Here is a 13,332-nt window from a genome sequence, read left to right on the forward strand (position 1 = left end):
CGGCCCATTTTCGCGGATTTCCCCCGCCATAACGACGCTGGAGTTCGTTAGATCCTTCGAGCCCCGATTTTCGAGCCAATAAGCGCTATACGGTTCGTTAGCTGTGGGCGGGTCCGTTCATCGGTGTCTCCACAGCACACAAACAAGCCGATTCCGACATGAGGGCCAGAACCGGCTTGCATGACAGTGCACTATGACGTGGACGGGATTCGAACCCGCATATCCAGGCTTGAAAGGCCTGTGCGTTCAACCATTTCACCACCACGCCGCAATAAAATCAGGTTACTGATGCTGGTGTGCCGTGCACCTAACGAATCGTATGAACCCTATTTGGGCAAAAAATGCCGTTTTGAATTTCTAACGAATCCTACAAGCGCTAATTCAAGCAAAAACCGATTTTCGGCCCATTTTCGCGGATTTCCCCCGCCATAAGGACACTGGAGTTCGTTAGATCCTACGAGCCCCGATTTTCGAGCCAATAAGCGCTATACGGTTCGTTAGCTGTGGGCGGGTCCGTTCATCGGTGTCTCCACAGCACACAAACAAGCCGATTCCGACATGAGGGCCAGAACCGGCTTGCATGACAGTGCACTATGACGTGGACGGGATTCGAACCCGCATATCCAGGCTTGAAAGGCCTGTGTGTTCAACCATTTCACCACCACGCCGCGGGTTATCATGCAAGCGAAGGTTTTGCTGCGACGGCCCTTGGCACGCTCTCGCGCAGTCCTTGCTACGAGCGAAAGCGCCGGCTGTTCGAATGAGAGCGACTTTGGTGGAACACCACGGGAACGCTCATCGAATCTGACGGGCTGAAGCGGTGGCGCAACAGGCGCTCGATCGGCATTTGAAACCGAAATTTGAAGGGAGACCAACCAGACTCGAACTGGTACTTGCGGATTCACAGACCGCCGCGTTTGCCTTTTCGCCATGATCTCCATGATGGGAATGCCCTCGCTCCAATGGCGAAGGCAGCCCGTATGCGATGCCTTTCGGGCATCTCGGGATGCGGATGCCGCCCCGTGACCCTCTAATTCGGACGGCTTCGCGGCCGGATCACCATGCTGTCCATTTCACTTTCCAGCTTGTTTTCCATCATGCTGCTCATCGAGCTTCTCGCCATGCTGCTCACCTCGCTTTCGTCCGGCTGAACGCGTCAGCCACACTGATCTTGCGCTTCTTCTGGTCTTGCTGTTATGTGCTTCCGGTCTTGCGCTTCTTCTAGTCTTGCGGTTATGTACTTCGGCGGGGGTATTTTCGGGAAATAAAAAAGACCCCCTGTGCGTCATGGGCTTTCCCTACGGCAATTCACCCATAGAAAAAGACCGCTCGGCAGCAAGCAGTCTTTACGTTCACGCTTCTTGAAGTCCCCATGCGCGGCGTTCAAGCCGTTGAATACGGCCCGGCGTCCGCGTGGATACGGCGTCTGCGTTCGTAAAGAATGCGAGTATGATCCAGGCGGCGGGAGCGCTGTTCTTCCTGCCACGGACGATGAATCGGACGTTCGCTTATCTCAATCTTCTCATTCATGCCGATGGGTTCTAAATGGAACATGCTCCCGCACCTCGTTTCACTGGATTTTGGAATTTCAACATCGCGCTTGGTCTTCGTAACCTGATTTTCACCGATTGCGCCTCCGGCGAACAGGGCGGAAGTATGGCGACCCGCAAAAATATTTCCATTTTCTTCACCCGTCTTTGCTTGATACAATGGAATCCATACGCAAGTTCGGTTGAGATTCGAGGGGGAACGCAGGTGGCACGGGAAAGCTTCGACAAAGAAATTCAGTTCCTTCGCATGCTGGCATTGGCCGGCGGCGCGTACAGCAGGCAGCAGTTCGCAGACCGGCTGGGCATTTCCGTACATACCTACGATAAAACGCTGCGCAATCTGAAAGACATGCTCGGCGTGCTCCAGCAAGGCCTCCCGCTCGACCAGGGCAGCGAGCTGGCCGACGGCCTCCGCTACAATTATTACGAATCCGCCGATCCGCTGCTCCTCTTCCTGTTCCGGGCCAAATCGCTCAAAGAAACGGAGAGCATCCGGCTAACGCTGCTGCTGACCGCGCTGCAGGCGCGAGAGCTGACGGCCAAGGAACTGCAGGACATCTGCAGCGAGCAGATGCCGGCCGACGGGCCGCTGCCCGACGAGAAGACCGTTCGGGGCGACCTGAAGTATTTAGAGGAAGTCGGCGTCATTCTGCGCGTCGGCGGCGGCAGGCCGTACCGGTATCGGGCGGCGAACGACCTCGTTGATCAGCTGAACGACGAAGAGCTGATGGACCTCTTCGATTACGTCGACGTCATCGCCAATACGCAGGTACCTTCCGTTCAAGGCTATCTGCTGCGCGATACGCTCAAGAAGGCGCTGCGCAGGCGCGGCTTTGACCCGGATGCCTCGGAAACCCGGCGTTACAAATACCATTACCATTCGCGCATTCTGGACGAAGCGCATTTATATCCGATTTTCAGGGCGATCCAGCAGCGGAAGAAGCTGAGCTTCCTCTACCTTTCTCCGAAGAAAGGGAAGAACTACGCGTCGCAGAACACGAATCCGCTCTTCGAGCGGGAAACGAACGGACTGTCGGAAACGGCGCTGCCGCTGCGGGTCGTGTACGACCACCAATACGGACGCTGGTATCTGATCGCATACCATGGCCGGCAGGGCATCATGAAGTTTCGGATGGAAGGGCTGACGCAGATCGAGGAAGGCGAAGCCGTCGCGGAAGAAGAGTTTGCACGGCGGCTTGCGGCCGTGCAGGAGCAGATGAAATACAGCTGGGTGACGGATACCCTGCGTACCGTGAAGGTCGTGGCGCGTTTCTACAATCCCGAAGGGTCCAACGCGAATTTCGTTCGCGAACGGGTGGAGCTTCAAGGGCAGTGGGGGACGATCGCCGAAGAAACGGATGCAACGTTCCTCTACGAGATCACGGTCAACGGGATCTATGAAATCAAACCGTGGCTGCGAAGCTTCGGGTCCAGCTGCGAGGTGCTCGAGCCTGCATGGCTGCGCAAGGAATTCATCGCGGAGTGGAAGGAGCTGCAGGGCTACTATGAACCTGTTCGAGAAAATTTTTAACTACCAGATCATCTCCCGTCTCGACGAATCGGGCTCTTTCGCATTGACCTCCCAGGAGCGGACATGGCTCAAAACGATGCTCGCGCACGAAGCGTCGGCCGATGCCTTCACGGAAGAAACGCTCCATAAGCTGCGCGGGCTGCTGCAGGACGAAGCTTCCACCGACATTCTCGACATCATCATGGAGAAGGCCAAAAGCCAGGAGCGGCAAGTGTATCATCCCCTGCTGCGGGTAATCCGCCGCATCATCATGCAGAACGGCGGCATTCGGCTTTCCTTCAAGGTCAAGCACGGCGGCGTCAAAGCGAACCAAACGGGGTTCCCCGTCAAATTGGAATACAACATGTTCAAACGCGAATGGTATCTGCTCTGGTGCAGCACCCGCTCCCGCTCGCTCATGTCGACCAAGCTTAAGAATATCGTAACCATCGAGGCCATGGAGCTGCCTGACGGGAAAGCCGATTCCATGAAGGCGCGGGTCGCCCTGCTGCTGGATCAGCGCACGGAACATGCCGTGATTCAGGTGATGCCGACCTACAACGCCGAGCTTTCGCGGATCCTCTACGCGTTCTCCTGCTTCGACAAGTCCGTCGATTACGACGAAGAGGCCGCTCTGTACCGGATCCGGGTTTCCTACCTCGCCGACGAAAGCGAGTTTCTCCTCTCGAAGATCCGGTTCCTCGGCCTGCGCGTCAAAGTCGTCCAAGGCGAGGTGCTGAAGCGCCGCATGAGCGAAACGGCTGCCAAAGCGCTCGGCCGTTACGGGATCGAGCCGCAGCTGCGGGATGCGGAAGCCTGATCCTCAGAGAATCGGATCCCCTTCCATTCCGGATGCCGTCTGTAAACGGATTTTCTTGGATGAATCCCCGTGAACGGACTTGGTATCGCGCAAAACTTCGAAAAGGCCCTGCGGTCGGTGTCCGTAAGGCCTTTTCTGCTATTCCGGATCGGCCGGGCGAATTCTGTTTATTCTTCCGGATGCGGTTATAATGGATGGAGTATGTCATTCATCCCAAAACAACAGCCTGCCCAGCCGGCTATCAGATAGGAGTCGTATATGGTTTATCGTAGCTTAGAAGAATGCGTAGACGATCTAGAGAGACACGGCCACCTGGTCCGCATCCGCGAAGAAGTGGATCCCCATTTGGAAATGGCGGCCATACATATGAAAGTATTCGAGGCAGGCGGCCCTGCCCTGCTGTTCGAGCATGTCAAAGGATCGAAATTTCGTGCGGTTTCCAACCTGTTCGGCACGGTCGAGCGCAGCAAGTTCATCTTCCGCGACACGTGGGAAGCCGTCCAGAACGTCATCGCGCTTCGCAATGATCCCATGCAAGCGCTCAAGAACCCGTTCAAGCATGTCGGTGCGGGCATGGCCGCCAAGAACGCGCTGCCTGTGAAGAAATCCGGCGGCGCTCCCGTGGCGCTTCACGAAATCAGCATCTCCGACCTGCCGCTGATCAAGCATTGGCAAGGAGACGGCGGCGCCTTCGTCACGCTGCCCCAGGTATACTCGGAGGATCCGGACAAGCCGGGCATCATGAATTCGAACCTCGGCATGTATCGCATTCAGCTGAACGGCAATGCGTACGAGACCGACAAGGAAGTCGGCGTGCATTTCCAAATCCACCGCGGTATCGGCATTCATCAGGATAAAGCGAACCGCCGCGGCGAGCCGCTCAAGGTCAGCTGCTTCATCGGCGGACCCCCGGCACATACGCTGTCGGCCGTCATGCCGCTGCCGGAGGGCATGAGCGAGCTGACGTTCGCGGGCCTATTGGCGGGGCGGCGTTTCCGCTACAGCTACATCGACGGCTTCTGCGTCAGCAACGACGCCGATTTCGTCATCACGGGCGAGCTCCATCCCGGAGAGACGAAGCCCGAAGGACCGTTCGGCGATCACTTGGGCTACTACAGCCTGACGCATGAATTCCCGGTCATGCGGGTGCATAAGGTGTATGCACGTCCAGGCGCCATCTTTCCGTTCACCGTCGTCGGACGGCCGCCGCAGGAGGACACCGCGTTCGGCGCGCTCATCCACGAGCTGACGGGCGATGCCATCAAACAGGAGATTCCCGGCGTCAAGGAAGTCCATGCGGTCGATGCCGCAGGCGTCCACCCCCTGCTCTTCGCGATCGGCAGCGAGCGCTATGCGCCATATCAACAAGTGAAGCAGCCGGCCGAGCTGCTTACCCTCGCCAACCGGATACTAGGCACGGGGCAGTTGAGCCTGGCCAAGTACCTGTTCATCGCGGCGGAGGACAAGGAGAAGCTCGACACGCATGATGTCGAAGGCTTCCTGACGCATATTTTGGCCCGGATCGATTTGGGGCGGGATCTGCATTTCCAGACGAATACGACGATCGATACGCTCGATTATTCGGGCACCGGCCTCAATACCGGAAGCAAAGTGGTCTTCGCCGCGGTCGGCGAGCCCGTCCGCGAGCTGTGCCGCGAGGTCCCGGAAGGTCTGCGTAATCTGCCAGGCATCGCGCATGCCGGCCTGGTCATGCCAGGCGTCGTCGCTCTGCAAGGCGGCGCGTTCGAGAGCTACGATTCAGCGCGGCAAGAGCTTGATGCGCTTTGCGAAGCGATTAGCGCGAAGGGACAGCTGGACGGCTGCCCGCTGATCGTGCTCTGCGACGACAGCCGCTTCTTGAGCGAGAAGCAGAACAACTTCCTCTGGGCGACCTTCACGCGGAGCAATCCGTCGCACGACATATACGGCGTTAACAGCCGCTTCGACTTCAAGCACTGGGGCTGCGACAACGTCATCATCGACGCCCGCGTCAAGCCCCATCAGGCGCCGCCGCTGCTTCCGGACCCCGAAGTCGAGCAGCGCATCGGACGGCTGTTCGCCCCCGAAGGCAGTCTGAACGGCGTGCGGCTGAGATAGGAGGCACGCCGCCAAGCGGGTAGTCGGACGTCCGCGTCCAGGATTGCACAGAACCAATGACCGAGTTGGATCGCGCGGCAACAAGCCGTCCAGCGAACAGCCAAACCGACTGATCATCGACTCCCGAGGCTATAGGTTTGAGGACAGCGGGAAACCGGGTAAGTAGATGTACAAACGACCAGCGGGTTGACGGTGATGAACGCATTCGAACGAAGCGCCGTCCGCCGGCGCGAGCAGCAGGACAAGCGCGATAATCCTGAGGGCGCTCCGCCGGAAAAGGAAAGCCTGTTCGACGGATTCGTCAGCGAGCGCACGGTTGATCCGATCCCGGTCGGGGACCAGACCATTCGCACGAAAGGGTGTATCTGCCATGCTGCCGCAATCGATCGAGGAGCTGGAACGCATACGTAGAGCCTGCAAAAAGATAGTGACAAGGAAGGCTATGCTATCGGGCACGGTGGCGATGGTGCCGATACCGGGCACGGACATGCTGGCCGACGTCGGCATGCTGATGCGCCTCATTCCGGAAATCAACAAACGCTTCGGCCTGGCGGAGACGCAGCTAGCCGAACTGGACGCTCAACGCAAAGCCGCCATATACGGCATTATTACCGCGGCAGGCAGCCATCTAATCGGCCACGCCGTCACGCGCCGGCTGATTTTCGCGCTGGTGAAGAAGGCTGCGGCCCGTTTCGCGGCGACGGGGGCGACGAAATTCGTGCCTGTCGTTGGCACCGCCGTGGCCGGTGCCCTCAACTACGGCGCGATGAAGTACGTCGGCAACAAGCACGTCGAGGATTGCTACAGGGTCGCGAAGCAGATACTGGAGCAGCAAATCACGGAAGACGACAAGAACCATAAGCCGCGTGAGTCGCTGCAGCTTGCCGCAACATGACGAAAGCCTCCCCGATACCGGGGAGGCTTTCGTGCGTGATTCTGCCATCGGCGGCTTGGTTCGGCGCGACTGTGCGTCCTCTGCGGGCCCAAACAACAGCCATGGACGAGAAAACAACTTCCTAGACTGCGCTGCATTATTGAAGCGTTCCCTGTTTAACGGAATAATGATTCGGGGCCGATGCGAGTCAGTCAAACCCGCCAAACCCACTCGGACCAGTCTCGGCGGATGTTTATCTTCCGAACGCCCACGCCACCGTCAGCGGCAACTCTTCTCGCCGCATCGCATCGTCGTGCGACTCGCTCTCGCATTCGCGAAAAAGCCAGAGCTCCCATGCCAGCGCCGTACAGCGCGGATACAGGAACTCTGGCTTCTGCGTTTGCATGCCGCATGGATTTCCGCGTTAAATCTTACTCGCTTCAACGTTTCATCCGCTTAACCATTTAGGAGCTTAACAGCTTCATGACCCGAATGCCCGTGCCTTTGCTTCGTTCGTCCTTCGTGCCCGTACAGCGGACAATCACGCGCTGCTCCGCGTCTTCCGGCCGGAACGGGAACGCAACCAGAATCGGCCGATACGCGAGGAGGCACCACTCGTCGAATGCCTTCACCGGCGTGAAGCTCCGTCCCCCGTCCAGCGAATATTCGCAGTCTCCGCTGTCCGGGCCGTGCAGCAGCACGATGCCCGCTCTGCGGCCCTTGACGGCGAAGGCGAGCTGTTCGCCTTTACTGCCTTCGGCGGCCAGATGCCGCGTCGAGAAGCGCCAGTTCATGAGCGGTTCCTCCGCTCCGAGCTCTTGCGGCAGGAAGCCGTCAACGGAGGCCGCGTCATCGCAGTCGCCCATCTCGGCATGCTCGTAATTCCGCTCGTCCAGCGGCGTCGGAGGCTCCGATAGCGGCAGGACCGGGCCCGCCTCCCGATAGGCCCGCTCCAAGAACTCACTCACATAGCGCGCATATAACGCATGGCCCTCGTCATTCGGATGAACGCGGTCAGGCGCAAGCGCCTCCCACGTCGTCTCCCCGGCGCCGATCCGATCTTGAACGCCGCCTGCGATATTGACCGAAGCGATGCCATAGCGTGCGGCAACTTCCTCGTGCACCGCGATATTGAAAGGCAGACGGTCCGCTTCCGACGACAGGTTCTTATCCGCGGCCGTATACAGGAAGACCAGCTCCGTCTGCGGGGATAGGCGGCGGCACTGCCGCACGATGCCTTCCATCCCCCGGATCGATTCCTCCCGGTCCTCGCCGTCATTGACGGCGAATTCGACGAAGAGCAGATCGAACGCCCCCTGACTCAGCACATGGGCTTGCAGCCGGTGCGCCCCGAACGTCGAAGTCGTGCCGCCGACGCCCGCGTTCAGGAAGGCAAACCGCGAAGCCGCGTAACGCGCCGACAATTCTTTCCCGTTCAATGCCCGCCAGCTCGTCTCGTGCTGAACGGACGCCCCTGCGCCTTCCGTAATAGAACCGCCGAGATACGCGATCGCGACGTCTTCCCCGCCGCTCAGCTTCGAGGCGAAACGCGGCAGCCCGCCGCGCATGGCGATATGTCTGGCATCCAATTGCAACATGTCTTTACGCCCTTTCGTAGCAGCGAGCCCTTGCGAAGGATTTCGAAAGGGCTCGCTCGTTAATGAATTGTCACTCTTGTCACTCACATCGTGTTTAAGGAATGATAACCTGTTGTTCCCCGCCTTCGGCCCTTGCCGTAAACGCATGGTCCGCCGAAGCTTCGGCGATATCCCCGTACGCCCAGTACGCGTCCGGCACGTCGCTCCAGGACAGCTTGGCTCCGTACAGCGGACCGCGGCCCAGCGTCCGATTAATGATCGTAACCGCCTCGGCGCGCGTCAGCGCAAGACTTGGGCGGAACGTGCCGTCCGCATACCCGCGGATAATGCCTGCGCCCTGCACCTTCAAGATCGCCTGCTCGGCCCAATTGCCCTTGCTGTCGGAGAAGCCGGCGCCTTCCTTGCTCTCGCTCGTCATCAGCGTCGCTGCCAGGCTCGCCATTTCAGCGCGGGTAATCGGCTGATCCGGCTTGAACGAACCGTCCCCGAAGCCGCGCATCAAGCCGAGCTTCGTTACCTTGGCAATCGCGTCCGCCGCCCAGTGCTCCGGCTTCACGTCGCGGTAAACGATCGCGTCCGCCGTACCTTCACGCGCGGCAATCCGCGACAGGATCGTCGCCATTTCGGCGCGGGTCAAGCTATTCCCCGGCTTGAATAGACCGCCGTCGAACCCTTTCATATACGCGGCATGTTTGCCGATTGCGGTGCCTTCGTACTTCACGACCGCGAAGCTGCTGAAGCGATCGACCGTGAACCGCAGGCCTTTGCCGCCCTGCCATTCCACGATTGCGCCTGGCTTGAATTCCGTCGTACCGTCGCCGTGCTCGATATAAACGCCAAGCTGCTCCTGTCCTGCTCCCTCCACGAGCGCCGGATCCAAGGGCAAGATAACATCGACCGCCCGGCCTTGGAAGTTCGTCTCGATCGCGACCGGCTGGCCGACAATCGAAACCCCCTTGCCATGGGTCGCGAGCGTTACGACCGACGCCTTGTTGGCGCGGTCCTCCAGCTGCCCCTTGGCGGCTGCATCTGCAATCGGCGTGAACGTAAACGACGCTTCCTCATCATAACCCTGCAGCGAAGCATTAGGGATCACAATGCCCGCACGGGACGTATCCATCCCTAAATCAAGACCGCCGGCGGCAAGCATTTGATTCGACTCCTTCGGAATCGTCACCTTCGTTTCCGATGTCTCGCCTTTCTCATCCGGCACGACGATCGTTGCCGCAGCTGCTCCGGCCGCCTTCAGCTTCTCGATTGCGCTCTTCGCCTGATCCGCGCCCAGCGTGACGCTGTCCTTCTTCGTACCGTCCGCCAGCGTCGTCCGCGCGATGTCCAGCTGCAGCACGCTGCCCGCGGCGCCTTTCACCTGACCTTGGATGATTTCCGTACCGCCGGCTGCAGGCGGCGCCGTTACCGTTCCCGGGTTCGAGCCTGTATTGTCCGTGTTGCCGCCGGTACCGGATACGATGTAATTCAACCGGTCGATCAGCATGAGCGCGCCGGATTTCTTAACAACCTTAATCGTATGCCGGCCGTTTGCGAGCCCGTCGACATGGTATACAAGCTGCTGAGCGGACCGCACATCGCCGGCGGTGCTGACGGTTTCTTTCAGGCTGCCGTCCACGTAGACGTCCATCGTCCCCTGCTCCGGACCTTTCGGCGATAACAGCTCAATTCCCGTACCGTTGAACGTATACGTGAAATAGTCGCCGTCATTTGCCGTCGCATGGATATCCTGTTGGAAGTCGCCGTCAAAAACGAACGTCAACGCAGCGACTCCCTCTGCCAGCGAAGCAAGATAAGATTTCTTGATCGTAACCGTACCGCCGGCGACCGAGTAGTCGGTGCCCGGAACGAGCGCTTGCGTTCCGTTCGCGATACCGCCGAAGCTGCCTGCGTTCTCCAGCAGGTTTACCTGAAGATCGGCTTGCTCGGCCGGATTCTTATCGAATGCCGCCACGGTCGGACCGATGAAATCCGGCAGTCGGACCTTCAGCATGTCGAGCAGCATGAAGCTCCCGGATTTCTTCACGGCCTTGATCGTATGCTGGCCGTTGGACAGCCCTTCGATTTCGTACACGGTCTGCTGCGCAAGACGTCCGCTGCTGTACGTATCGACGGTCTCCTTGAGATCCCCATCCACGTAGATATCCATTTTGCCCTGGGACACGTCTTTCTCCGTAATCACTTGAACGCCCGTTCCTTGGAACGTATACGAGAACGACTCGCCGTTCTTCTCGGCATACTGTACGTCGTCCATGTAATCGCCCATGCCTCTGCCCGTGCTCCGAGACCAGGAACCGTCGTATTGAATGGCAGGATCATCATTGTTGACGCTCGTGTAACGGCCCGCCGAAGTGGTGTCGGCAACCGTAATCGTCAGCGTTTGCGGCAAACCGGCGCTGAACGTCAGCGTCAGCTGCGTATCGCCGAGCGATTGCCGGGCCAGATAGGAGCGCTTGATCTTCAACGCGCTGCCGGATACCGTATAATCCGTGCCCGCAGTCAGTGCCGCTCCGTTATGATCGATGCCGCTCAGCGTATTGCCGTTCAGCGACATAGTCACGGTGACGTCCGCCTGCACCGTAACCTTCCGATCAAAGCCGGCAGTCGACGGAGTAATGACGCTATTACGGACCGCCTCGCCGGTTACCGTGACCGCCAGCGTCTGGCTGTCGCCGCCCGCAAAAGAAAAGTCGATATTCGTTAATCCCTGCGGCCGCTGGGACAAATACGAAGATTTGATCGTCAAGGTGCTGCCCGATACCGTATAATCCGTATTTTTCACTAGTGCGGTCCCGCCGCTGCTGATGCCTGTCAACGCGTTCAAGCCGAACGGCAGCGTCGTCGAGACATCGCTCGGATTGGCGTTATCGAACGCGGCCGAGGCCGTGCCCAGCAGCGTACCGCTCGTTACCTTCAACGCATCGACCAACATGTAATCGCCGGAACGCTTAACTGCCTTAAAGGTATGCGAACCTTCAGCCAGGCCGGAAATGCCGTAGACGGTTTGTTTCGCGGCCCTCGTGCCAGTGCCGGACGTATCCACCGTTTTATCCAGCACATCGTCGATGTAGATATCGACGCTGCCCTGAGAGGAATCCGTCTCCGTAATATAGTCAATGCCGGTGCCCGTAAACGAATACGTCAATTGCTCATCGTTGCTTTGGGCGTAATGCGCGTCGTTGCCGACATCGCCGTACGGACGGTCCGTGCTGTGCTGCCAGCCGCCCGAGTAGACGATGCCAGGATCGTCGTCGTTAATCGTCACGTAATGCCCGGCCGGTGCAGCCGTCTGCTCTTCGACGTTCTGAACCAGCGCATTGACGTCCGGCTCGCCTGACGGTTCGTCCCCGCTTACGATAGCCGCTTCGTTCGCGTCCGCGGAAGAATCGCTGACCGCAATTTCAAGATTCTGCGAGCTTGGCACGACCTCGTTGCCGTCGTTACGCTTCCAGGCTCCGGTATAGCGCATGCCCGTATCGTCGTCGTTAACGCTGGAGATGCTTCCGCCGTTCGCCGTCACTTTGAACAGCCGGGAGGCATGCGGCTCCAAATTGGCTGCGGTGTAGCCCGTACCGAACGCGCCCAAATCCTTATGACCCCACAGGTCGCGGACGGTTGCGCCGCCTTGCAAGCCGATATCGCTCCAGTCGACGGCGACGTCGGCGCTTTTGGATCCGAGATTGAACAACGCTACCGTGTAAGTGCCGTCGCCATTGTTGGCATACCACACTTGATTATTCGTCGTCGTGGACACCGGATGCGCCGGATGACCGGCCTGATTGACCGCGATAACCTCGTCGTTGGTCAGCAGCGACAAGCCGTAATCGTCCAGCCTGGTCAGGTCGTCGCCCGTGTACAATTGCGCCGAGGACATCGCCCACAGCGTCATGGCGCTCTGCCGCTCGTCCTTGGTCAGCCCGTCCATCGAGCCGTTGCCGACATTGAGCGAGTCGAAGTCGTTCCAGCCGCCAGGTCCGGCATCGCGCCACCAAAGCGCGGCGTCCGGGAACAAACGGGCGATATTCGACCACTGCGTCATGCCGATTTTGTTGTCGTACGATTCGACGTCCCAGTCGACCCGCCAGCCGTTGGCAAGCTGCTTCCAGTAGTCCGCATACTTATGGTCGAGCGCCCAGGATAGCTCGAACCAGATCTTATGGTCCTGCTTCGCCAGCGCCTTCGACCATGCCTCGACGTCGCCGCGCGCGTCGATCGTCGTGTCGTTGTGGCCGGAGCCCGGCGTGACGCTGTCGAATTTCACGAAATCGATGCCCCAGGAGGCGATCAGATCGGCGATGGAATCGATGTACGCCTGCGCGCAGCCCTTCGAGCTCTCGGATTCAAAATCGATTTTATAACCGATTTCCCAGTAGTCCGCCTGCCGCAGCGGCTGCGCGGCGATGTCTTTCATGCTGCAGCCGGGTGCGCCGTAGATCGGCAGATCCGCGTCATAAGCGGCCGGCGAGAGGCCCGGAATCATATATATCCCGATTTTCTGCCCGTTATGATGGACGTAGTCGATCACGTTCTGGAAACCGTCCGGGTACAGCTGCGTGCTTGGAATCGGCCGGCCGTATTCGTCCATGCCGCCGTTCCAGCCGGCGTCGATGTTGATATAGTCGTAACCGTGCGACTGCAGCTTCTCGTGCATCGCGTCGGATTGCGCTTTGATCTTGGCGGCGGACGTCCAGTTGCCCGACGGGCCGTCGTACACTTGCAGGCTGTAGCTGCTCCATCCCATATACGGCTTCTGCGCCAATCCGTTGTCGGCTGCCTCGGCAACCTGCTTCGGCGGCACGAAGCCAAACTGGCCGGCGGCAAGCGAAGCCAGCAGCAGCCCGAATCCGATTCTCCTCATGTTACGTTTCATTCCA

The 13,332-nt window shown here is 59.2% G+C and carries 8 protein-coding genes and 3 tRNA genes; 5 read left to right on the forward strand and 6 right to left on the reverse strand.

The window, feature by feature from the left end:
• Nucleotides 1-194 precede the first annotated feature (194 nt).
• From GZH47_RS14025 to GZH47_RS14040, 4 genes are all read right to left on the reverse strand, one after another.
• Nucleotides 195-268 (reverse strand) — tRNA-Glu (locus tag GZH47_RS14025).
• 326 nt (nucleotides 269-594) lie between these two features.
• Nucleotides 595-668 (reverse strand) — tRNA-Glu (locus GZH47_RS14030).
• A gap of 198 nt (nucleotides 669-866) precedes the next feature.
• Nucleotides 867-938: transfer RNA gene (locus GZH47_RS14035), tRNA-His, on the reverse strand.
• Between the two features lie 445 nt (nucleotides 939-1,383).
• Complete coding sequence (locus tag GZH47_RS14040; RefSeq protein WP_162640649.1) at nucleotides 1,384-1,710, reverse strand: hypothetical protein; 327 nt, start codon at nucleotides 1,708-1,710, stop codon at nucleotides 1,384-1,386.
• 45 nt (nucleotides 1,711-1,755) lie between these two features.
• On the opposite strand from GZH47_RS14040, the gene GZH47_RS14045 reads away from it, so the two are divergent.
• From GZH47_RS14045 to GZH47_RS14065, 5 genes are all read left to right on the forward strand, one after another.
• Nucleotides 1,756-3,081, forward strand: coding sequence for a helix-turn-helix transcriptional regulator (locus GZH47_RS14045; protein ID WP_162640650.1), 1,326 nt, complete (start codon nucleotides 1,756-1,758; stop codon nucleotides 3,079-3,081).
• Nucleotides 3,056-3,880, forward strand: a complete 825-nt coding sequence (locus tag GZH47_RS14050; protein ID WP_162640651.1) for a WYL domain-containing protein — start codon at nucleotides 3,056-3,058, stop codon at nucleotides 3,878-3,880. The genes GZH47_RS14045 and GZH47_RS14050 overlap by 26 nt, the downstream gene beginning before the upstream one ends.
• Nucleotides 3,881-4,138: 258 nt before the next feature.
• The gene (locus tag GZH47_RS14055) at nucleotides 4,139-5,977 is read left to right on the forward strand and encodes a UbiD family decarboxylase (protein WP_162640652.1); all 1,839 of its coding nucleotides are present in this window, start codon (nucleotides 4,139-4,141) and stop codon (nucleotides 5,975-5,977) included.
• Nucleotides 5,978-6,172: 195 nt separating this feature from the next.
• Nucleotides 6,173-6,388 (forward strand): hypothetical protein, encoded by a 216-nt coding sequence (locus GZH47_RS14060; RefSeq protein WP_162637934.1) that lies wholly within the window; start codon nucleotides 6,173-6,175, stop codon nucleotides 6,386-6,388.
• 31 nt (nucleotides 6,389-6,419) lie between these two features.
• On the forward strand, nucleotides 6,420-6,872 hold the full coding sequence (locus GZH47_RS14065; protein WP_162640653.1) for a hypothetical protein: 453 nt from the start codon (nucleotides 6,420-6,422) through the stop codon (nucleotides 6,870-6,872).
• A 443-nt stretch (nucleotides 6,873-7,315) separates the two neighbouring features.
• On the opposite strand, the gene GZH47_RS14070 is transcribed toward GZH47_RS14065, so the two are convergent.
• Nucleotides 7,316-8,449, reverse strand: a complete 1,134-nt coding sequence (locus GZH47_RS14070) for an SGNH/GDSL hydrolase family protein (RefSeq protein WP_162640654.1) — start codon at nucleotides 8,447-8,449, stop codon at nucleotides 7,316-7,318.
• Between the two features lie 94 nt (nucleotides 8,450-8,543).
• Nucleotides 8,544-13,328 carry a X2-like carbohydrate binding domain-containing protein gene (locus tag GZH47_RS14075; RefSeq protein ID WP_162640655.1) on the reverse strand — a complete coding sequence of 1,595 codons (4,785 nt, stop codon included), beginning with the start codon at nucleotides 13,326-13,328 and terminating at the stop codon, nucleotides 8,544-8,546.
• Between the last annotated feature and the right edge of the window lie 4 nt (nucleotides 13,329-13,332).

The sequence above is a fragment of the Paenibacillus rhizovicinus genome, from assembly GCF_010365285.1.
GTDB classification, from domain to species: domain Bacteria; phylum Bacillota; class Bacilli; order Paenibacillales; family Paenibacillaceae; genus Paenibacillus_Z; species Paenibacillus_Z rhizovicinus.